Here is a 22416-nt window from a genome sequence, read left to right as displayed (position 1 = left end):
CTACTTGTATAGCTTGTTATAATGTGAGGAAATTGACGGGGCAGACATTCATTTCCAGATGGTAGCCAAATGATTGGTGAACTCAGATTGACAATAAAAGCCCCAAACCTTTCAATTGGGAGAAATTCCTACTGTGCAAGAACGTTTCCAAGCTATTCTTAAGCGTCGTTTACAAGACCAAATAGAAAAAAATCCGCCGTTGTTCCCCTGGGAAACACAATCAGTGGACTATCCTGACTGTGTAGAAGAACAATCTCTGGGATTAGTTCCTGTTTGGGGGTGGAGGGTCCACCAATCTAAGTTAAATTTACCGATTCCTTTGCCCGAAAAAGTTTTTTGGCAATTGTTGGCCAAATGTCAGGTTTTATTGACATCTTCCCTACCTCTGGGAGCTAAATTAGTTCAGGTGGTAGAAAGTATGTTTCCCACCGATACTCAAGTCATCAATGATTTGGCTGGGTTAGTGTTGAGAAGCTCTTATCGTTCTGCTGATACTTTGACAGCTACGGCTGATGTTGAGAGCGATTATTTTGATTTATTACCACGTCAACAAATGGCATTGTCGTTAATGGCAGCCAAGCAACTGTTAGAAAATCTAACTTTGCCGATTTCATTTAATCAGCCACTGCTAGAAAGACAATGGCTCACTACGGTGGGGACTTTGAGCATTCGAGTAGAATTACGGAATTTAGGTAAATTTACGAAGTTGACGGTTCAGGGTGAATTACCTACACCGGGGATTTTACAACTCCAGGGTAATCCTACTCAAGAATTTGTGAGGTCTGAGACTTCAGAAATACCGATGATAGAGTTACAAATTGATAGAAATCAGCCAACTTATACTTTGGCAGTGGAGTTTCCCGAATTGGATCAACAGCCTTTATTGTTGGCTATTCAGGTGAAAATCTAAGGCAAATGCCATATCTAGGAATTAGATGGGAGCAATGGCAACTGATGTATAATAATCTTGATTAATTTTCTGGCTTTAAAACTTAATTCTCTTGGGAATCAACAATATTAATTAAAGGTGTATCTAGAACCCTAGCTATGAGCAGGATACTTGTACTCTTAGGGAGTATACGGCTAGGATAAGGGGGTGAAGACAAGATAATAGTTTTCATACCTAGCATTGTGTCCGCAGCGTCTACATCATAGCTTTGGTTGTTTGAAAATGTTTAATTTATCCAGGATGAATCGGTTTTGGCGTTTACCGGTAGGTAATCAGTGGCAACAAACTAGAGGAAAATCTCCAACAAGGGAAGTGGAAGATTCAATTCCTTTACGAGTGCTGGTGATGGCTTTGGTAATTTTGGGGATTGTGGCCACGGATATTGCTGGTGAAACTCAATTTAGTCTGTGGACAGTACCATTAACTATGGTAGGAACCGGGTGGAGTTACTACCGTCGCCGTAGTTCTAATATTCCTGTGCAGTTCTGTATTGCGATGGGAATGTTATTGGCTTTGGGGGCTTTTTTTGGGCGGTTTATTGGTAATTGGAATGATACTCGGCTAAGTTTGGCGGAGTTATTGATTCAATTGCAGCTATTACATAGTTTTGATACGCCCCGACGCAAAGATTTGGGCTATTCGATTGTGATTGGGTTGATATTGCTGGGTGTGGCGGCGACGTTGAGCCAAACTATGACGTTTGCACCTGTGTTGCTATTATTTTTAGGAATATCTCTCCCCACTTTAGTGCTTGATTACCGTTCTCGTCTAGGGTTCAAGCAATCTACTTGGGAAAAATCTGCCAAAAAGAATAATTCTAGTTTCAATTTTAAATTTCTAATTGTAAATTTTTTGTTGATTGTGGCTTTAGGACTGGGGATTTTTGCAATTTTACCCAGAGTTCCTGGTTATCAGATTCAGTCTTTTCCTGTGAGTGCGCCCCTGAAAATTCCCGAAAATTTCACGGGGCGGAGTATTATTAACCCCGGTTATGTCCGTGAAGGCAAGGGTAATGGTCAAGGTAATGGCAATTATAGTGGTAGTGGCTCAGGAAAAGCTGGTGAACCAGGAAAAATAAACAGTAATTTTTATTACGGTTTCAATAGCGAGATTAACCAAAACCTGCGGGGGGAAATGAAACCCAAGGTGGTGATGCGTGTGCGATCGCAAGCAGCAGGTTTTTGGCGCGTCCTGGCCTTTGACAATTATACGGGTAAGGGTTGGAAGATTTCCCGAAATGATCAAGTTACTACCCTCAGACAATCATCCTGGACTTCCCGCATTTCTATTGATTTTCCACCCTTGGCTACCCTCACCAAAGAGGTAGTGCAAACCTATAATTTGGTGACAGAGTTGCCTAATCTGATTCCGGCAATGTCCTATCCCAAAGGTTTGTACTTTCCCACACCAATGATAGCGGTTGATCAAGAAGATGGTTTACGTGCGCCAGTACAGTTATCAGAAGGGCTAACATATACCGTAGTTTCGGATGTTCCTTACCGCGATCGCTCTTTATTAGGTAAAGCATCAACTAAATATCCAGCCAATATTAAAAACTATTACCTGCAAATCCCGCCAAAAATTGCCGATAAAGTCCGCAAACGAACTGAAGAAATACTGGCTAGTTATGATCAACAAAGGGTTTCCCGTTCTCCAGGGACGAAAAGCCTAGATTCAGCTTATGAAAAAGCTCTTTACTTAGCCCAGTATGTTAAACAAAATTACACCCTACCGACAAATCCTTTAGATTTGCCTTATTTGAATGAAAAGGATGACTTGGTAGAAAGCTTTTTATTCAAAAATAAAGGTGGTTATCCAGACCATTTTTCCACTGTATTAACGATTATGCTACGTTCTGTAGGTATTCCATCACGGCTAGTGGCGGGATTTGCCCCAGGAGAATTTAATCCGTTCACAGGGATGTATGTCGTCCGCAATACTGATGCCTATGCGATGACAGAAGTTTATTTTCCTAAGTATGGCTGGTTTACCTTTGATCCAATTCCTGGCCATCCTTTAATTCCCCCTTCGATAGAAGAAGATCAGACTTTTAGTGTGCTGCGGCAATTTTGGAATTGGGTGGCTGGTTGGCTACCTTCACCAATTACAGCTATTTTAAATACTGTATTTGGGACGATATTTAGCTGGTTATTTCAAGGAATAGCTTGGTTTTTGGCTTTATTTACCAAAGGTTGGTTAGGCATATTAACCGGTTTAATTGTCGGTACAATCGCCGCTTTTTTCGGTTGGTTGACTTGGGGACAATGGCGCAAATGGCTTAATATCCGGTTGTTAAAGAAGTTATCTCCAATGGAAAGACTTTACCAACAAATGCTGCAATGGACTGCTAAACAGGGTTTAGGTAAGCATCCTAGTCAAACACCTCTGGAATATGCCCAGTTTTCATATCAACACCATTCTCCAGAAATAGCAAAAGTAATAGATGAAATTTGTCATGCTTATGTGAGTTGGCGTTATGGTAGACATACTCCAAACTGGCAGCAATTACAACAAAGATGGCAAGCATTGAAGAAAGTTGATAAAAATCGCGTTTCTTGATCATTCGGGGCATTTACAGCACTTTCCGGTGTTATGAGGTACTTATGTAGCGTGCAAGATGCCCGCACTACAAGAGTTTCATAATTCAAGTTTGTACCTCATTAGAGCGAAATCTGCCGGATAAATGCCCATTCCCAGCTTAAAAAAGCTCATCTTGCCTATATTATTTTCAATTCAAAAGAAACATTTACTAGCTTAGATGGATATAATCTTGCATATATCATAGGGAGTATTTTTAGGAGATTTGGCCGATAACACAGCTAAAAAAAGCATAAGTTATGAAAAAACTCAGATTAACGGGGGTTAAATCGTTGTAACTCCCATTCTTTAGCGATAACATGGAAATAAGTTTGCTACAAGCTTTTCATTTCTCGTTTAGCTGAAATTTTTTTTATGGAAATTCAATTAATCAATATCGGGTTTGGTAATATCGTCTCTGCCAACAGAGTCGTTGCCATCGTTAGTCCAGAATCTGCTCCCATTAAACGCATTATCACCGATGCTAGGGATAGAGGTCAACTGGTTGATGCTACCTATGGACGACGGACTAGGGCAGTGATTATTACTGATTCTAGTCATGTTATTCTCTCTGCGATTCAACCAGAAACCGTAGCCAATCGGTTTGTGATTTCTCGTGATCATCATGTTGTAGATAATTAATCATCGGCATAATTATCAACCCAACTCTATTTGTACCATATCGGCTGTACTATGTGAATTAGACTGGTTTTCTGTCACCAGTGCTACAAATTCTTTAGTCTTGATGCTATTTTGAAGAGTGAGGATAAGAAATACTGCCGCAGAGGCTGATACCGTAGGTATTTAACCATCTCAAGTCCTAAATTCAAAATAGTATTAGTTATTTTAGTCGCTAAAACAAGACTAAGGAATCATTTGTATTTATTAATTCACTTTTTTCACGGATAATGCAAGTTTTACCTACCCATAATGGTGCAAATACGAAAGAATGTCCGCCTCTGGGCAAACTAATTGTTTTAACCGGTCCGAGTGGAGTCGGCAAAGGTACGTTAATGAATGAAATTCTCCGGCGTTATCCAGAATTGCATTATTCAGTATCTGCAACGACTCGTTCACCTCGTCCGGGAGAAATCAATGGTAAAAACTATAACTTTATTAGTCGGAGTCAGTTTGAACAGTTAGTTACTCAAGGCGAATTTTTAGAATGGGCAGAATTTGCTGGTAACTGTTATGGTACGCCCCGTGAATCTGTTTTGAACTATATTCAGTTGGGTAAGTTGGTGTTGCTAGAAATTGAACTAGCAGGAGCAAGACAAATCCGTCATACATTCCCTAGCGCCCTGAGTATTTTTATTTTGCCACCTTCATTTGCAGAACTAGAAAACCGCATTCGTGGACGGGGACAAGATTCGGAAGAGGCTATTTCTCGTCGTTTGCAACGTGCTGAAGAGGAGATTGCCGCTGCTAACGAATTTGATATAAAAATTATCAATGATGATTTTGAGCAAGCTTTAAAGGAAATAGAGATAGCTATTTTTGGTTCAGAGTCTCCTCTATGAAGACACGAAGATTTTAATGCAAGTAATCAATGAACAATAGGTGACATACTCCACACACTCCCTTATGCCTTGCGGTCCCGTAAGGGATACAGGTGAGTGTGGGCTTCTCGGCGACTCTTCTATGAAGACATTGACCGAGCTTTAAGACCGTGCGCCCCACGGTTCTTGATATTAATTGAAGCATTCAAATCCCGGCACAAACTGACCTTACAGTTAGGGCAATTGTGCGTTCTTTGGGATAGCGGCTTTTTAACTTTGTGACCACCCTTCGGCAAGCTCAGGGCATCGCAACTAGAGCATTCTTGGCTTGTCCCGTTTGGATTTACAGCGATTACTTTCAAACCAGCATTCTCGGCTTTGTTTGAAAGAATCGTTATAAATTGTCCCCAACCGGCATCGTTAATACTTTTTGCCAACCATGTTCTAGCGAGTCCTTTTATATTCAACTTTTCCACAGCTACTACATCGTACTTTTTGAGTAGATTGTTTGCAGTTTTAAAGTGGAAATCTTTGCGGGTATCTGATACTTTCTTATGTTGAATACCCAGTTTTTTTATCGCTTTTTTACGACGATTAGAACCTTTCTTCCTACGAGATACGCGACGCTGTGCAGATTTTAATTTGCGTTCAGCCTTGCGTAAAAACTTAGGGGCGGCAATTCTTTCGTCGTCTGAGGTGACAATAAAATCTATTAAACCTACATCAATACCAACAATATTATTAGCATTAAAATCAGGTTTAACCGTTGGAACTCTTTTATCATCAAGGCTTAGAGTGATATAATACCCGTCTGCTTTTTTAGTGACAGATACAGTTTTAATATCAAACCCACCGGGTATTTGACGGTGAACAATTACTTTAATATCACCTATTTTTGATAGCGTAATTTTGTTATTAGTAAAGTGGTGTCGTTTGAACTGAGGAAAGGTAAAAGTTTTGTATTGACCCGCACCTTTGAATCTAGGCTTGCCTGATTTTTTACCATTCACATCACCTTTTAACCATCGGTCAAAAGCTATCTCGACCTTCTTGGGGACTTCCTGTAGCACCTGAGAATGAATACTTGTGTACCAAGGGCGGTCTTTTTTAAGTTGCGTTAATGATGCTTTTTGGCTGTAATAATTCGGTTTATCCTTGAGTTCTGGTAAATGACAAACGAAAATGGAACATCTATCAATAGGAGAACGGTTTTGTTCGTACCAATGGAAGCGTTGAGCCAGTTGATAATTGTACTGATGCCGCAGCATATCTAATGTTTTATCAATTTTTTTGGCTTGTTCTCTTGTTGGCTTTAATCGGTATTGATAAGATGTTCTCATATTTTTCGTTTCCTTTCGACCTGTTTATAATATAACATAAAGGATAGCCATTAACTACCCGTTATGAAAAATAAAAGATTAAGCCTGAGAATGAGCGAAAGAAGAATGCGAATATTGCAAACTTACGCCGCCGCCAAAGATAAAACTATTACGTCCTTAGTGGAAGATTGGATAGATTCTCTTAAATCAGAAAATGTTCATTCGTTGACCAACGATCCTGATTGAACTGCGTTCAATTTCGCCTGTTGGGCAATTCCTCACTCGCGCGTATTGTATTCATCCCACGCTCCGGTATAGTGAGCGTGGGGCTTCTGTCGGGAAAGCTAAACCTTAAAATATGCCAGTTAAATTAACTTTATGCCTTTTGTGACTGTAAGAATCAGCTAAGTCAGACTAGAATTAACCGGGCCAGTTAACCTTTGCTGAAATTCCCAACACAGGAGGTTTAATTTTGACGAAGTTGAAAATTGGTATTAATGGATTCGGTCGAATTGGTAGACTTGTGTTACGTGCTGGTCTTACTAATCCCAATATTGAATTTGTAGGAATTAATGATTTAGTTCCTCCCGATAACCTGGCTTATCTTCTCAAGTACGACTCTACACATGGAAGATTGAAAAGCAAAGTTGCAGCCAGAGAAGACGGGATAGTTATTGACGGTTATTTTATCCCCTGCGTATCCATGCGAAATCCCGCCGAATTACCTTGGGGTAAATTGGGTGTAGATTATGTTGTCGAATCCACAGGACTCTTCACGGACTACCCTGGGGCGGAAAACCACCTCAAAGCAGGTGCAAAGCGGGTTGTGATTTCTGCACCGACAAAAGAACCAGAGAAAGTAAAAACAATGGTCATGGGTGTAAATCATCACCTATTTGACCCAGCAAAAGACTTGATTGTCTCCAATGCAAGTTGTACTACAAATTGTTTAGCCCCCATTGCTAAAGTCATTAATGATAACTTCGGTTTAGCCGAAGGGTTAATGACCACAGTTCACGCCACAACAGCCACTCAGCCCACGGTAGATGGTCCCAGTCGCAAAGATTGGCGCGGTGGACGGGGTGCGGGACAAAATATAATTCCCTCCGCTACAGGGGCGGCTAAAGCGGTGGCTTTGGTGTTACCAGAATTGAAAGGTAAATTAACAGGAATGGCTTTGAGAGTTCCCACTCCCGATGTCTCCGTAGTTGATTTAACTTTCAAAACCACCAAAGCCACTTCTTACAAAGAAATCTGTGCAGCTATGAAAAAAGCTGCGGAAGGTAATTTATCAGGTGTGTTAGGTTACACAGATGAAGAAGTAGTATCTACAGATTTTCAAGGTGATTCCCACTCCAGCATCTTCGACGCGGGTGCAGGAATTGAACTCAATGCTAATTTCTTCAAAATTGTCTCTTGGTATGACAACGAATGGGGTTACTCCAACCGTGTCATTGATTTGATGTTGTCAATGGCCAAGAAAGAAGGATTGATTTAGGTAATGGGTAATTGGTAATTGGTAATGGGTAATTGGTAAAACATTCTTCCCAATGACCAATCACCAATTACCAATGACCAAACCAGGGCTTAACGGGGTGTGCTACTTTACCGTTACTCCTTACATACTTATGCGTCGCACTAAAATTGTTTGTACTATTGGACCTGCTACATCTTCACCTGAGAAGTTAGAAGCTTTGGTGCGGGCGGGAATGAACATGGCGCGGTTAAATTTTTCTCATGGTGCTTATGAGGCTCACGCCCAGGTTTTTCATCATCTGCGCCAGATTAGCAAGGATTTACATAAGCCAATTGCGATTATGCAGGATTTGTGTGGTCCAAAAATTCGGTTGGGAAAATTACCACCGGAAGGACTGATGTTAGAAGCTGGGACTGAGGTAACTTTTGTTTTACAAGAGAAGGGTGAAACTATTGATGAGTTACCCTTACCTCTACCTACTCTCTTTGCTATGATGCGATGTGGGGAAACGATTTTAATTAATGATGGGCGGGTGAAATTAACTGTTACCAGTCGAGACGCTGATAGAATTCGCGCTCATGTGAATATTGGTGGTTTGATTTCTTCTCATAAAGGTGTAAATTTACCTGCAACTCCTTTACCTGTAAGTTCAATTACAGAAAAGGATTTAATGGATTTACGTTTTGGGATACAATTAGGAGTAGACTGGGTAGCGGTTTCCTTTGTGCGATCGCCCCAAGACCTCGAACCCGCACGCCGGATGATTGAAGGCGCTGGCTCAAAAATTCGTCTCATTGCCAAAATTGAACGGGCAGAAGCTGTGGAACAGCTAGATGCTATCATTGCAGCCGCTGACGGTATTATGATTGCTCGTGGGGATTTAGGGGTGGAAGTACCGATTTATGAAGTCCCCCTGATTCAAAAAGACATTGCCCGTCGTTGTAATCAAGCTGGTAAACCTGTGATTACAGCTACTCAAATGTTAGAGTCCATGATTAGCGCGCCCGACCCTACTCGCGCTGAAGCTACGGACGTGGCTAACTCAATATTAGATGGCACAGATGCGGTAATGTTATCTGGAGAAACCGCAATGGGTGAATATCCCATAGCTGCTGTCCAAACTATGCACAATATTGCATTAAGAACAGAAACCGTACTTCAAGAGGGAAATAGACATTCTTGGAGTCCGAAAGCGGGTAGTTTGACGGTGACAGAATCAGTATCTCAATCGGTGTGTCGCATTGCCTATGAAACCGGTGCAAAAGCGATTCTCTGTAATACTACATCAGGAAGCACAGCCAAACTCGTTTCTAAATATCGTCCCAGCACACCAATTATCGCTCTTACTTCCGATTGTACCGCCTACCGTCAATTAGCTTTATCTTGGGGTGTAGAACCGCTACTGATTCAACCTGTTCACAATGCTGAAGAAATGTTTGTGAATGTGGTAGACACCGTTGTAGATAGTGGTTTAGTTCAGGAAGGAGACAAGGTGGTGATTACCTCTGGTGTCCCAATTGGTCAATCTGGAACAACAAGTTTAATTAAAGTGCATTCTATTGGACAGCCAATTACAGCATGACGCATCTAAAATGGGTAATTGGTAATTGGTAATTGGTAATTGGTAATAATTTCTATCACCACTGACCACTGACAACTGACCACTGACAACTGTACGGGCGAAGCATTTGGAGAACTATTTTTTGCAATGACCGATAATTTATCTTCCAAATGCTTCGCCCCTACTAACCACTGACAACTGACAACTGACAACTGACCACTGACATTGGAGTATGTTATGCCTAAGAACTTACTGGAAGCACTACGGGCAGTGACCGTTGTGGTAGCGGATACCGGAGATATCCAATCAATTGAACAGTTTAAACCTCAAGATGCTACTACCAATCCCTCACTGATTACTGCTGCGGCACAAATGCCGGAATATCAGGATATTGTTGATCAGACTTTACTGAAAGCTAAAAAAGATGCTGGCGCTGGTGCTAGTCAAGCACAGGTGGTATCTCTAGCTTTTGACCGTTTGGCGGTATCTTTTGGATTGAAAATTTTGCAAATTATCCCTGGTCGTGTATCTACAGAAGTAGATGCTCGGTTATCCTATGATACAGATGCTACCGTAGCCAAAGCACGGGATTTAATCGCTCAGTATAAGGCTGCTGGTATTTCTAAAGAACGGGTTTTGATTAAAATTGCCTCCACTTGGCAAGGTATCAAAGCTGGAGAAATTTTGGAAAAAGAAGGTATTCACTGTAACTTAACTTTACTATTTGGTCTGCACCAAGCGATCGCCTGTGCGGAAGCTGGTATCACTTTAATTTCTCCTTTCGTTGGTCGGATTCTTGACTGGTACAAGAAAGATACTGGCCGGGATAGCTATCCCGCAGCGGAAGATCCAGGTGTATTGTCTGTAACTACCATTTATAACTACTATAAAAAGTTTGGTTATAAAACCGAGGTAATGGGCGCTAGTTTCCGCAATATTGGCGAAATTACTGAATTAGCTGGTTGCGATTTGCTGACTATTTCTCCAGGGTTGTTGACAGAATTGCAAAATACTGTCACAGAATTACCCCGCAAACTTGATCCTGCGAAGGTAGCAGGGTTATCAATTGCCAAAATCTCTGTTGATAAAGCTACTTTTGATCAAATGCACAATGCTGACCGCATGGCTTCTGATAAACTTGCAGAAGGTATTGATGGTTTTACCAAGGCTTTGATTTCTTTGGAAAAACTATTGGCCGAAAGATTGGCTGGTTTAGAACGTGAAAAGGTAACTGCTTAATAATTGGTGATGGGTAATAGGTAATTGGTAAAATCCTTGCCTATTCTCTATTACCTATTACCTGCTCTATCTACTTTTTACGGGTGTTTTCGGATTAGCTAATTCATATTTTGATCCTCTATTTTTACTATTTTCATATTTTGCTATAAGTCCTAAATTGATAATTTTGTGGTTATGCAATCTTTGCTAAAAGCACAACTATGAATAATTAATTTTCCGTCAACTTAATTTGATTTCATGTCTGCTATAGCACCTCTTGTCATAGCCGCGATCGCTTTATCAGTGGCTTTTAGTAAGTGATAATATTTACCTCCGGCTGTTTTTTATTATCAGCATTAGGATTTCCAGAATTTAAGAATGTTTTAAAATTGATTTTGAGTACAAGAGTACAAATTCAAGTTATTAATTGATATAAACATAAATTTTTCCTGGCATCAATATCAAATTTTAACTTTACCTCCATTCCTGGGGTTGTTTCTATCTCATTAATTGACTCATCATCCTGATTACGAATACTCTCAATTTTGGCTGGCTTACAGTATGAATCACCTACTAAAAAAAGGCTACCTCCAACGGACAATAAACAGTTCTTAGATGCTTTTAAAACTGCTACTTGGATTTTGTCATACCATCTTGTAATTTTACCAACTTCTTGCGCTTGACCGATTAATGTCTTATGATCAATAACTTGATGAGTAACTAACTCAGTTAGTGCTTGACATAAACTTTCCACAAAATCACATAATTCTAACAGTGGTTTAAATCCTAACCAATCTTCTGTCTTTGTACTATGTGCAGCATCGTTGCGATAACTAATTAATATATTCAGTTCTTTTTCCAAAGTCGTTTGATTTCCCCTAATCTCTTTTAAAAAATTCTTTATATCTCTATGATTAACTACCCAACTCCAATTATCAAAAATACCAGCATTTGTTAACAATTTCTCCAGACTATTTTTGCGTAAATTTTGTTCATGAAAGAGGAAAGCTTCTGGCAATAGTTCGTATTTATCTTCACCAGTTTCTCCATTTAATAATCCAAGTATAACTTTTTGTACAGAGAAATTTTTGTATCTGTAATTATCTTCCTTTGATATTTCTTGAAGCAATCTTCCTACTCCGTTTTTGTGGGTTTTGCGAATAGCATTATTTAAGTCTAAGTAATTAGGATATAAATCTGGAAGCCGTATTAGCCAAGATTTAATTAAGTCTTCAACAAAGCTTTCATAAATAGCATATAAACGAGTAACGACAGCGCATTGATCATAAACACGCGAATTATTCTTATCAGGAATATCTTGAAATATATTCATGAGAATTATTTTTGTCTCTTCTGTATATAAAGAAACGTCCTCAAAATCAATCTCTCGCATTTTCTCATTAGTTTTAATGATGGAACGAATTGTAGAAATATTAGCTTTTACAGATATCAGCAGATTCTGAAACATGGCTTTTTACTCTGCTATGACTTGAGATAACATATCATCAAACAATCTGATTCCATTTTGAATATCAGCCTTAGTCTTTCCACCGCCAGTCAATAGCTTTGATTTATCTTCCCTAAACAAAATTTTAGTTTTCTCAATAACTCTTGGCTTCCGTTCGAGTAAAATATCTACATCGGCCAAGTGTTTAGTAAAACCAACCATCACAGCATCATAATAAGCTTTATATGCTCTGTCCTTCCAGGTATTAGACTGAGGATCGAAAGGTTTGAATAAATTCTCTTCATATATTTGATGAGATAGATTGATAGTTTTAAGAAAAATGTCTTTTAGAAATTCTATATCTTGATCAGAAAATGATAGACTTTTCATCATATATAAGTCTAGAAATCCCTCCATACCATTACGGAATTTATCTGTATTACGCAATGCAAAAAAACGCAGCACTAATTCTGCATCTTCCATTTTTTTGTAGAGGTTATTTTTTTGAAGTTCTTCTTCTTCATCATCAATAGGAATATTCCAAGCATCTGCAAAAATTTGATTACCTGCTAACTCAAGCAATAATTGATTAAAAGGACTATAAAATGAACAATTACGTATTTCCTGACGACTAAGTTTTTCTCCTCCAGTGTTCAGACGTTCAAAAGCAAGCTGTTTTAAAAATAGTGCGTCTTCTGGACTAGATGCTGATTCTGTAATCAAAACCACATAGGATATTGAACGGCGATCAATTCCTGCTTTAATATTGCCAGGGAGTGTATTATATGTGCGTCCATTCAGTTCTGGCCAAAGTGTTAATCCTGTCAAGGTAAGACGATTTTCATAAAACTCTTTAAGAGCATTAATTCTCTGTTGTCCATCCATTACTTCATAAACATTATATTTTTTCTCATAAAGAATAATTGACGGTACAGGAATATTGATTAAAAAAGATTCTATTAGTTGAGACTGTTTTTTCTTATCCCATCTATTTCTTCTTTGATAAAAAGGTCTAAGATCCATATAACCGGGTTTTTTTAACGCATTTACGAAAGCAGGTAGCTTTTCCCGGTTCATTTCAGTTAATATTCTTTGTTCACCTTTTTCATATTTATCATTTATTTGTTGATCAGACATAGTGATGTGGTTTAGAGATGGTGTTTTTTCCCACATCTTTTCTTCAGTTGGAGTTAGAAGTTGCATTGAGTACATTCTCCTTCAATGATAATAAAAATAAATAAACCTATCTACAAATTAGCTTATAAACCTGATTAGTTAAGGATTAAAACAGAATTTACAGATAGGTCTACTGACTATTTTGCTTTCATGTCTGCTATAGCACCTCTCGTCATCGCTGCGATCGCTTTATCTGTCGCTTTTGGTAAGTGATAATATTTACCTCCGGCTGTTTTTGATAATTCCTTCGCAAAGCCAGTGGATACAAACTTACTTTCCGTATCAATTACCAACAACTGCATCCCTGAAGCCCGAATTCTGCCGGCAATATCTAATAATTCGGCTTTGATATCTGGTTTTTCTCCTGGTTCCATGGGTTCACCTAAAGAACGAGCTAAAGGAATATTACCGCGTCCATCAGTAATTGCCACTATCACAACCTGCCCGATATCCCCACCCATTTGGGCATTTATCCCCACCCGTACCGCTTGAGTTAAACCATGTGCTAAAGGAGAACCACCACCGCAGGGTAATCTTTCTAACCTATTCTTAGCTAAAGCAATGGAACGGGTAGGAGGTAATAAAACTTCCGCTTGTTCTCCTCGGAAGGGGATCAAAGATACTTGATCACGATTTTGATACGCTTCTGTCAAAAGCTGCATCACCGCACCTTTAGCGGATTGCATCCGATTTAAAGCCATTGAACCAGAAGCATCTACAACAAACACCACCAACGCACCGGCTTTTCTCACTAACCGCTTAGAACGGATATCTCCCTGTTCGACAATCACCTTTTTATCAGGTTGTCTAGCCCGGCGTGCTTTTTGATATGGGGCTGCGGCTCGCAGTGTGGCATCTACGGCTATTCTTCTCGCTTTACCTTTGGGAATCATCGGCTTAATGTACCGTCCCCTATCGTCTGAGAAGATAATACTGCGACTTCCAGATTTACCCTGCTTTTGTGCCATTTGGGTAAAATAAAGCACTTCCGGGTCGAGAATTACCCCTTCTGGATCAAAGATAAATTCTTCGGGAATGTCTGGGGGTTCTTGCTGTTCTTGGTCTTCTTCTTTCTCTTCTTCCTGTTCTTCCTCTTGTTCTTCTTCTGATTCCGACTCGTCTTGATTTTCTTGTGGTGGTGGGGGAGGTGGTGGTGGTTGCTGTTCGTCTGGTGGAGTTTGAATAATTGTGGTTCTGGGAACTATCACCAATTCCACTGCGCGACGTAAATCTTCAGCGGTGACGGTACTGCGTCCTTCTAAGGCTGCTGCGGCTTTGGCTACGCGCACTGCAAATAATTCTGCCCGATGTCCTTCTACACCCCCGCGAATGGCTTCATTGACGAGGTAGGTAATTTGTTCTTGGGTAATGGTGACTTCTTTTAACCATTCCCGTGCCAGGATGATTTGGGTTTTGAGTGAGTCTATATCTTCGCTGTATTGTTGCAGAAATTCTGTGGGAGACTGGGAATAGGCGATCGCTTGTTCAACTGCCTGTACTCTTTGATCTATACCCAGAACTCCGTCTGCTGATAGGGCGATCGCTATTCTATCAAGTAAATGCTCTCTGAGCGCTCCTTCTTCTGGATTATAAGTGGCAATAAACAAAGTTTTGCAAGGATGTTGAAAACTGATTCCTTCCCGTTCAATTTGGTTACGTCCGTCCGATAATACCGATAAAAGTTGGTTACTAATTTGGTCATCTAATAAATTGATTTCATCCACATACAGCACACCACGATTGGCTGTAGCGAGTAATCCCGGTTGAAAAATTGTATCACCTTGTTTAACCGACTGTTCCACGTCCACAGAACCTAAAAGCCGGTCTTCCGTAATCCCCAGAGGAATCTGCAAAAAAGGTGCAGGGATAATTTCCGTTTCTATCTCCTGTCTTTGTCCCGCTAAAAGTTTATCATCCCATTCTTCGGGGTGGTTGGGGTCACAGTTGCTAACAGAACCTTTGACAACTTCAATAGGTGGTAATAAAGCGTGAATAGCCCGCGCCATCACAGATTTAGCCGTACCGCGACGACCTGCAATTACCACACCCCCCAAAACGGGATCTACTGCTGTCAACAGCAAAGCTATTTTAATTGCTTCTTGACCAACTACAGCAGCCAAGGGAAAAGCAGTCATTGTCGGGGTAAGAGTAGGCGATCGCATTGTTTCCTTAATAGTTATTATAGTTTTAGCATAGCAATTCCTGGCACATTTAGAATATATATAATGGCAATTCCTCCAGGAGCAAGATATATGACTACAATTCAGGTTAAAAGCTTCACCTTAGAAGAATATCACCAACTCACTGAAATTTTCCTGTCTATTAAGATCCCCGACTTCTCAAAGAAGTCGGGGATCTGGTTTCTCTGGTTTCTCTGTTTTCTCAACCTACATTAATCGAAAGTTACTAAAAATCATGAACCAACCACTAAACCAAGAACAATTAAACCAGATTATTGCTGAAGTTCAAACATTACAATTACGTCAAGAATCAGAACTTAATCAACAGCAAATTAAAGAGATTTTACAAGATTTAAATCTACCACCTGAATTATTAGATGAAGCCTTAATTCAAATTCGGCGTAAACAAGCTTTAGAAGTTCAACAAAGCCGTAATAAATTAATTGGTTTTGTAGTGGCGACATCTGTAATTATCGGTATAGGATTAACAGTGTTTTTTCATCAACAAAAAAGTTCTTTATTGGCTAATATTTCCGCACAACAAGACAAAATTACCCTAACATCAAATAATGAAAATTTAAAAAATATCTCCCGTCAAACTAATTCAGAACTTGTTTATCGTGTGACTTTGAAAAATGCACCTATAGGTAAAAAACTCAATCTTTCTTGTAATTGGATTGATCCAAATGGTCAAGTTGTTAAACAAAATCAATATCAAACTCGTGAAATAAAAACTTCAGTTTGGGATACTGTTTGTCGTTATAGTATTAATCCTACCGCATCTGTGGGAAATTGGCAAGTACAAATGTTGCTTCAAGGTCGGAAAATTAGTGAAGAAACTTTTGTGGTGCAATAGTTATGTTTCCCTATCATTTTATTGGTTATTGGGGTGATAAAAGCAAAGAGTTTCTCACGCAGAGGCGCAGAGGCGCGAAGAGAGGAAGGAAATTTTTTTTGGGATGTTATTTATGTTGGTTGTGAGTCTGTACCTGTGTTACCGCAAAATATGATTGCGGGTATTTCTGCTGGGGGATTTTCTGATGCTTTTGATGTTTGGGTAAGGGTAGAGGAAGATAGGTTAATTTTGGGTAGGGAAGCTTTTGGACGAGTTTCTTTATTTTGGACTCGACAAGGTGGGGTGCTTTGGTTTGCTTCTCAATTACAATTACTTTTAGAAGTTATAGAAAAACCGGAAGTTAATATTTCTGGTTTATATGGTTATAGTTGTTTTTCTTATGTTCCTAATCCTCTGACTCCTGTTAATGAGGTGTTTTCTGTACCTGCGGGAACTGAGATTATTTGGGAAGATGTTGATAATCCCCAATTTCGTAGTATTTATCAATGGTGTGAATCAAAGTCACAAATTCAAGATGAAAATACAGCAGTTTCTCAATTACAAGTTTTACTGAAAAATTCTATTCAAAAACAGATTTCTAATTTAAGAGATGAACCTGTGGGGGTTTTTCTGTCTGGGGGTTTGGATTCTTCTATTGTTGCGGCTTTGTTGGTAGAAGCTGGGATAAAAGTTCGTGCTTACTCTTTGGATTTTGGTAATGTGGGAATTTCTGAATATCCCTATGCGGAACAAGTTGCAAAGTTTCTGAATATTCCTTTAGTTAAAGTTGATGCTAGTCCTGGTAAGATTAAACAGGCTCTAATTCCTACTATCAAAGCTTTAGATTTACCTTTTGGTGACGGTGTGACTGTTCCTTTATATCTCCTCAATCAAGTTGCTAGTCAAGAAACTCAAGTGATTTTTAATGGTGAAGGTGGTGATCAATTATTTGCCGGTTGGACTAATAAACCTTTAATTGCTGCGGGTATTTATCAATCTGAACATCCTGATAAAGAAGAAAGTTTTATTCACCAATATCTGCGGACTTTTCACCGTTTGTGGGGTTATGAATCTAGGGTGTATCAGCCGGAAATATATGCTCAGATTCAAGGTTTAAATGCTCAGGAATGGTTGTTAAATGCTCTTGATGCTAGTTTTTGTCCTTCGTTGTTACATCGTCTCCGTCGTGCCAGTTTGATGTTAAAAGGAGCGCAAAATATTCATCCCCGTGCGACTGCGTTGGGTTTTGCTCATGGGTTAGGTGTGCGATCGCCCTTTTGTGATTTACTTTTAGCAGAATGGACTTTTCAGCTATCTGGGGAACTCTGTCTAAACGGTGCTTGTGAGAAGTATATCCTCAAACGAGCAGCAGAAAATTGGCTACCTTCAGAAATAGTTTGGCGACAAAAACGCGGTATGGGTGTTCCCTTAACCTCTTGGTGTTTAAATGATTATTGGCATGATCTTGGTAATTGGTTAAATCCTGGTATACTAAAATCGGATGGCTGTTTTTTTCCTGATATTGCGTCACAAATTGTTACAGGTGAACTAGGAGGACAAATTCAAGGACGACGAATTGGTGAAAGTCTGTGGTTATTGATAATGTGGCAACTTTGGCATTATCATGTTTTTGGTTCTAAATTAGGCAAAAAGTCTTTATCTCATCCATTTATTTTACCTCGATGGTTATGGAAAAAGTTACAGCAATCCCAAATTTAGAATTAGAACTTGCACAGGAGTTATTGCAAGTTTACGGTTCTCCTTTATACGTTTACAACGGCGATATTTTACGCCAAACTATTTCATATATTACCAAAGCTATTAGTTATCCCCATACTCAGTTTCATTTTGCTAGTGTAACAAATAGTAATATTGCATTACTAAAAATATTTAAAAACGCCGGTTGGGGACTTCATGCTAATACTCCAGGTGATATTTATTTGGGTTTAAATGCGGGTTTTTATGCTGGTGATATCGTCTATAGCGGTAGTAATTTAAATCGGGAGGAAATGGAACAGATTATCAATTGGGGTGTAACAACTCTCAATTTAGATAGTATTTCTCAGTTGCGTTTGTGTTGTGAGGTTTTTTTATTTCGCGCAAAGACGCAGAGAAGCAAAGACGCAAAGTTAAATATTGGTTTGCGGTTGAATGTTTCGGAGGATAGTCGTATTGGTGTTAGTTCGGCTGATTTTGATGAGGCTGTTTCTATTGCTTCGGCTGCGGGTTTAAAGGTGACTGGTTTACATTTTTATCGCGGTACAGGAACTAATGCAACAACAGCCTTTATTGATGTAATTGATGCGATTTTAGCAACTGCAAAAAAGTTACCAGATTGGCAATATTTAGATTTTGGTGGTGGTTTTGGTTATCCATATCATCATGATCATTTGGCTTTTGATTGGCAATTATTTGGACATCAATTAACTAATAAAATTAGTGAAATTGTCAAAAATATTAATTTAATGATTGAGCCAGGACGCTCTGCTATAGCGGGTTGTGGTACTTTATTAGTTAAAGTTGTTTCGGTAAAATGGCAAGGAGAAAAACAAATTATCGGTGTAGATTCTACTATTGCTAATATTGCTGTTATTTCTGTACATGGAGGTTATCGAGAAATTATAACTTTGAAAAATTCAACTTCTCAAAAATATCTAACTGACGTTTGTGGAAATACCACATATTCACGAGATTATTTAGGCAAAAATTGTCAACTTCCCGCTTTAGAAATTGACGATATTATTGCTATTTTAGATGTTGGTGCTTACGGTTATGCTATGTCTTCACATTTTTTACATCGTCCTAAACCTGCGGAAGTATTATTAGAAAATGGTAGACATCATTTAATTCGTAAACGGGAAGATTACAGCATTTTACTTAATAATCAAATCATCTAAAATTCGACTTCTTTAATTATTAATTAATTCCCAAAATAAGAACAGAAGTCGAGTATCTAAGACCACAATTTTTAACCAAATCAAAACCAACAAAACCATGAAATGTATTAACTGCGGAACTGATAATAAATTAAAAGACAGAACAGCAAATCAAGGAAGATGTTTAAAATGCAATCATCCTTTTGTTTTTGAACCCACAACCATGGGAACTGTAAAAATTACAGATCCTATGTTTACTAAAGTTATTAATGATATTTCTGCTAATAACACTTTATTTTTTACACCAAAACAACTGCTTTACTTTTTAGATAGTCGTCTCAGAAAAAAATCATTTCAATCATTAGGATTTGTTGGTTCATATCTATTCCTTAATATTTGGTGTACAGTCTTTTTCTCTAACATGATATTCGGATCTAGGTTATGGTTAATGGGAAATTTAGTTTATCAAATTTGTGTAGCTATTTATTTGTTTAATCAAACGAATTCTCCTAAATTAAACAATGCTAGTCGAAAATCAAGTGCTAGATTCTTGCAAATCATAGGAGGTTTAATTTTAGTTATTGGAATATTTGCAAGTATGTTTGTTGTTCAGTCATTTATTATATTTGTAATTATCATCGTTATCGGAATATTTTCCATATTTTGGGGAACTGAACAGTTAGGAAAAGTTGATCAATTAAAACAAGAATTTTTAATTTCCCCAACTCAATTACAAGAATGGTTAAATCGTTGGGAACAAATTAATAATGTCCCTGAAAAAATTCTCCCTTCTCCACGACAAGAAATTACACCAGCGACAATAAATCCTGATGTCACTGCTTATAGTTTTGATAGATTAGTAGTTTGTGATAGTGCTAATATTGCAAAATTATTAATTGCTAATAATTTCCACTTTGAAAATAATTGTGCAATTCTCAGTATTACCGGTTATCCTCAAAGCATTTTCAATACTACAATGGAAATGTTACGACGTAACCCTGATTTAAAGGTTTATGCTATTCATGATTGTAGTTCCAAAGGTGTCAGTTTAGTTCATCATCTCCGCACCAGTGAAAAGTGGTTTTTAAATAGCAATGTGGCAATTATTGACCTGGGACTTTTACCCCGTCAAATTATTGCGAGTCAGGGAAAAATGTTTACTCGGTTTTCTTCACAGTTAAAAGACGAAGCTAAAAAATTATCTGTAGATATTCGTCTGACTTTAACTGCTGAAGAACTAGCTTGGTTAGATACTGGTAATTTTGTCGAATTAGAATCTTTTACCCCACAAAAATTAATTCAAGTTCTCAGACATGGTATTTCTGGAAGCTTGAATTTAGAAAGTGATGATAGTAGTATAATTTTAATTGGTGATTCAGGTATTAATTCAGGAAATGATATTTATATGGTGGAAAGTTTTGGTTGAATAAACATGGATGTTACTAATAATTATTCTAACTGAGAATTTGCTTGTTGTTTTCTAACTGCACGAGCAATCAAGGGAGCTTTCTTTTCTAATCCTGTTAGGGTAAGATCACCATCAATATACATCTGATACCATGCTTGACGCTGACGAAGAACTCGTTCATCATCCCGTAGATGCAATTTTTGTAGAGTAAATTCAGCCTTTTGACGTTCGTGCAGTGGAACTTTATCAGTTATGATTAATTGCAAGGAAGGCAACAGAATTTCAAACCAGTCATTTTCCACTTCAAATGGGTCAAGAACCTGCTGATCAAGAGTACCTTTACTGCTATTGATCCAACCGGAAGCAAAACGGTAATTACTCCATTCATAAGCCAAATGACGATGATTGTCACAAGATAAGAAATGATCTACAGTACCAACAGGTTCATACATTGCACTATAACCGCAAAGATTACTAAAACCATCAGCTAAATCACTTTTAAAATTTGACCAATAATCTCTGAGTTTTCTTTTAGGATCTGTATTTTTTTCTAACCAATTATTACCTGGTTGTCGTGCTTTTAGATCAAAATTTTCCGGTTCTGCTGGAGGATTAAACTTTAACATATTTACTATGAGTCTGATGATTTTTGATTTCTTCTTTCTGCTGTAACTATCCAACGTGGCCAAAATGGATCATGTCCTGGTAAAAGTCTTTGCAATTGCTGATGAATTTCTGATTGTGTTCTCAAATGTTCAGGAAAAGTATTCATATTATCATTTCGCATCCACGCTTCTGCTGCTTCAATTGCGGTTTCTGATTCTTGAGAACGCGCTTGTTTTAGTCCGAATATTTCTGAAGTTAACCATCCTACAGTATCTCCCTGTTTAGTCCACAATATTTCATTTAGTTCGACCTCTTTTCCTTGTAGTTCAAATAAAAATAATTTATCTTGTTCTTCATCAAATATTGGTTCTAATGAAGCCAGCACAAGGGGAGAATGAGTAGTAACTAAAGCTTGTATTGTGATATTTGATTTTAACTGATTGACTACTGATAAAATAGATGGTAAAATCGCTCTTTGCCAGCGAGGATGGAGATGAGACTCAATTTCATCTATTAATAAAACTATTTGATTCATTGGTTCTTGCTGCTTTAATTCAGAAGCCTTTTGGTGTTCATACCAAGTCCATACTAATAAATAAGCAAGTCCCAAAATCCGCTTCATTCCTGCTGATGCTTGGGTAATGGGAATATTCCCATAAGAAAGATTAATTGTCGGAATATCACGCACATCATCAACAGATACTCGCGTTGGTTCTCCTATTTCTATCCATTCATCAGGATGAGGTGCAAGTTGTTTAATGACATCTGATAAAAGTTGAAATGGCGTTTTTTGGGGTTGATTTTGCCATGTTACCCAATCTTGAATCAGACCGTTACAAATAACTTTTCCTTTTAATTTTAACCCATTCCAAAGTGTATCGGGGGTAAAATTATAGGCATCTTCATCGTTGCGAGCAGGATCAAAAATAGAGAAACTTCCATCAACGCGAACAAAAATAATTATTCCTTTTAATAAGGGAACACTATGAAAGGGAACTCTTAAATCTTGCCATTTTTGTTTAGAAAAATTAAATTTAAAGGAATAATTTTTTCCTTCATCATCATCTAGAGTGATAATTTGGGAGATAATTTCTGGAGGTTTTTCTGTATTTCTTTGCGGATAAACGGGTTGTTCTACCCAGTTTCCAGTAAGTACCCACCAAGCAACATCTAGTAAGAAACTTTTACCTAATCCATTATCCCCTGTAAAAATGTTAACTCTATCAGCAAATTCAACATCAAATTGAGGAGATGGTCCTACAGACTGTAAATGAAGTTCTTTTAGCAT

Annotated in this window: 19 protein-coding genes; 12 read left to right on the top strand and 7 right to left on the bottom strand. The window is 38.3% G+C overall.

Annotated elements, in window-relative coordinates; all coding sequences use genetic code 11:
- The first annotated feature begins 115 nt into the window (after nt 1-115).
- The 4 genes from ANA_RS13765 (at nt 116) to gmk (ending at nt 5046) form a co-directional block, all read left to right on the top strand.
- The gene (locus tag ANA_RS13765) at nt 116-910 is read left to right on the top strand and encodes a hypothetical protein (RefSeq protein WP_015080664.1); all 795 of its coding nucleotides are present in this window, start codon (nt 116-118) and stop codon (nt 908-910) included.
- A 261-nt stretch (nt 911-1171) separates the two neighbouring features.
- A complete protein-coding gene (locus tag ANA_RS13760; protein WP_015080663.1) occupies nt 1172-3508 on the top strand; it encodes a transglutaminase TgpA family protein in 2337 nt (778 codons plus the stop codon).
- A gap of 393 nt (nt 3509-3901) precedes the next feature.
- On the top strand, nt 3902-4168 hold the full coding sequence (gene remA, locus ANA_RS13755) for an extracellular matrix/biofilm regulator RemA (protein WP_015080662.1): 267 nt from the start codon (nt 3902-3904) through the stop codon (nt 4166-4168).
- Between the two features lie 263 nt (nt 4169-4431).
- On the top strand, nt 4432-5046 hold the full coding sequence (gene gmk / locus ANA_RS13750; RefSeq protein ID WP_041458067.1) for a guanylate kinase: 615 nt from the start codon (nt 4432-4434) through the stop codon (nt 5044-5046).
- Nucleotides 5047-5165: 119 nt separating this feature from the next.
- Here gmk and ANA_RS13745 read toward each other — a convergent pair whose 3' ends face one another.
- A complete protein-coding gene (locus ANA_RS13745; protein ID WP_015080660.1) occupies nt 5166-6365 on the bottom strand; it encodes an RNA-guided endonuclease InsQ/TnpB family protein in 1200 nt (399 codons plus the stop codon).
- A gap of 63 nt (nt 6366-6428) precedes the next feature.
- On the opposite strand from ANA_RS13745, the gene ANA_RS27110 reads away from it, so the two are divergent.
- From ANA_RS27110 to pyk, 3 genes are all read left to right on the top strand, one after another.
- Entirely contained in the window at nt 6429-6590 is a 162-nt protein-coding gene (locus tag ANA_RS27110; RefSeq protein WP_168633705.1) for a hypothetical protein, read from the top strand.
- A 226-nt stretch (nt 6591-6816) separates the two neighbouring features.
- Nucleotides 6817-7842: a type I glyceraldehyde-3-phosphate dehydrogenase gene (gene gap, locus ANA_RS13740; RefSeq protein WP_015080659.1), complete on the top strand. Its 1026-nt coding sequence runs from the start codon at nt 6817-6819 to the stop codon at nt 7840-7842.
- A 130-nt stretch (nt 7843-7972) separates the two neighbouring features.
- Nucleotides 7973-9403, top strand: a complete 1431-nt coding sequence (gene pyk / locus ANA_RS13735) for a pyruvate kinase (RefSeq protein WP_015080658.1) — start codon at nt 7973-7975, stop codon at nt 9401-9403.
- Nucleotides 9404-9408: 5 nt separating this feature from the next.
- Here the strand turns inward: pyk and ANA_RS24690 are convergent, their stop codons facing one another.
- Nucleotides 9409-9594 (bottom strand): hypothetical protein, encoded by a 186-nt coding sequence (locus ANA_RS24690; protein ID WP_083881467.1) that lies wholly within the window; start codon nt 9592-9594, stop codon nt 9409-9411.
- Between the two features lie 25 nt (nt 9595-9619).
- Here ANA_RS24690 and ANA_RS13730 point away from each other — a divergent pair, with 25 nt between their 5' ends.
- Entirely contained in the window at nt 9620-10621 is a 1002-nt protein-coding gene (locus tag ANA_RS13730; RefSeq protein WP_015080657.1) for a transaldolase, read from the top strand.
- Nucleotides 10622-11015: 394 nt separating this feature from the next.
- Here the strand turns inward: ANA_RS13730 and ANA_RS13725 are convergent, their stop codons facing one another.
- The 3 genes from ANA_RS13725 to bchD form a co-directional block, all read right to left on the bottom strand.
- Nucleotides 11016-12068 carry an MAE_28990/MAE_18760 family HEPN-like nuclease gene (locus tag ANA_RS13725; protein WP_015080656.1) on the bottom strand — a complete coding sequence of 351 codons (1053 nt, stop codon included), beginning with the start codon at nt 12066-12068 and terminating at the stop codon, nt 11016-11018.
- A gap of 6 nt (nt 12069-12074) precedes the next feature.
- The gene (locus ANA_RS13720) at nt 12075-13250 is read right to left on the bottom strand and encodes a DUF262 domain-containing protein (RefSeq protein WP_015080655.1); all 1176 of its coding nucleotides are present in this window, start codon (nt 13248-13250) and stop codon (nt 12075-12077) included.
- Nucleotides 13251-13360: 110 nt separating this feature from the next.
- Complete coding sequence (gene bchD / locus ANA_RS13715; protein ID WP_015080654.1) at nt 13361-15385, bottom strand: magnesium chelatase ATPase subunit D; 2025 nt, start codon at nt 15383-15385, stop codon at nt 13361-13363.
- Nucleotides 15386-15638: 253 nt separating this feature from the next.
- Here bchD and ANA_RS13710 point away from each other — a divergent pair, with 253 nt between their 5' ends.
- The 4 genes from ANA_RS13710 to ANA_RS13695 all read left to right on the top strand — a co-directional run bounded on the left by ANA_RS13710 (nt 15639) and on the right by ANA_RS13695 (nt 20540).
- Entirely contained in the window at nt 15639-16259 is a 621-nt protein-coding gene (locus tag ANA_RS13710; RefSeq protein WP_015080653.1) for a DUF3859 domain-containing protein, read from the top strand.
- 33 nt (nt 16260-16292) lie between these two features.
- On the top strand, nt 16293-17957 hold the full coding sequence (locus tag ANA_RS13705) for an asparagine synthetase B family protein (RefSeq protein ID WP_235081846.1): 1665 nt from the start codon (nt 16293-16295) through the stop codon (nt 17955-17957).
- Nucleotides 17921-19135: a diaminopimelate decarboxylase family protein gene (locus ANA_RS13700; protein WP_015080651.1), complete on the top strand. Its 1215-nt coding sequence runs from the start codon at nt 17921-17923 to the stop codon at nt 19133-19135. Before ANA_RS13705 ends, ANA_RS13700 begins: the two co-directional genes overlap by 37 nt.
- Before the next feature lie 97 nt (nt 19136-19232).
- The gene (locus tag ANA_RS13695; protein WP_015080650.1) at nt 19233-20540 is read left to right on the top strand and encodes a hypothetical protein; all 1308 of its coding nucleotides are present in this window, start codon (nt 19233-19235) and stop codon (nt 20538-20540) included.
- A gap of 23 nt (nt 20541-20563) precedes the next feature.
- Here ANA_RS13695 and ANA_RS13690 read toward each other — a convergent pair whose 3' ends face one another.
- Nucleotides 20564-21148: a hypothetical protein gene (locus ANA_RS13690; protein WP_015080649.1), complete on the bottom strand. Its 585-nt coding sequence runs from the start codon at nt 21146-21148 to the stop codon at nt 20564-20566.
- 5 nt (nt 21149-21153) lie between these two features.
- Nucleotides 21154-22416: an AAA family ATPase gene (locus ANA_RS13685; protein WP_015080648.1), complete on the bottom strand. Its 1263-nt coding sequence runs from the start codon at nt 22414-22416 to the stop codon at nt 21154-21156.

This window comes from Anabaena sp. 90 (assembly GCF_000312705.1).
Lineage (GTDB): Bacteria > Cyanobacteriota > Cyanobacteriia > Cyanobacteriales > Nostocaceae > Dolichospermum > Dolichospermum lemmermannii.
The sequence above is the reverse complement of the archived record's forward strand: the minus strand, read 5'-3'. Positions and strand labels throughout refer to the sequence as shown.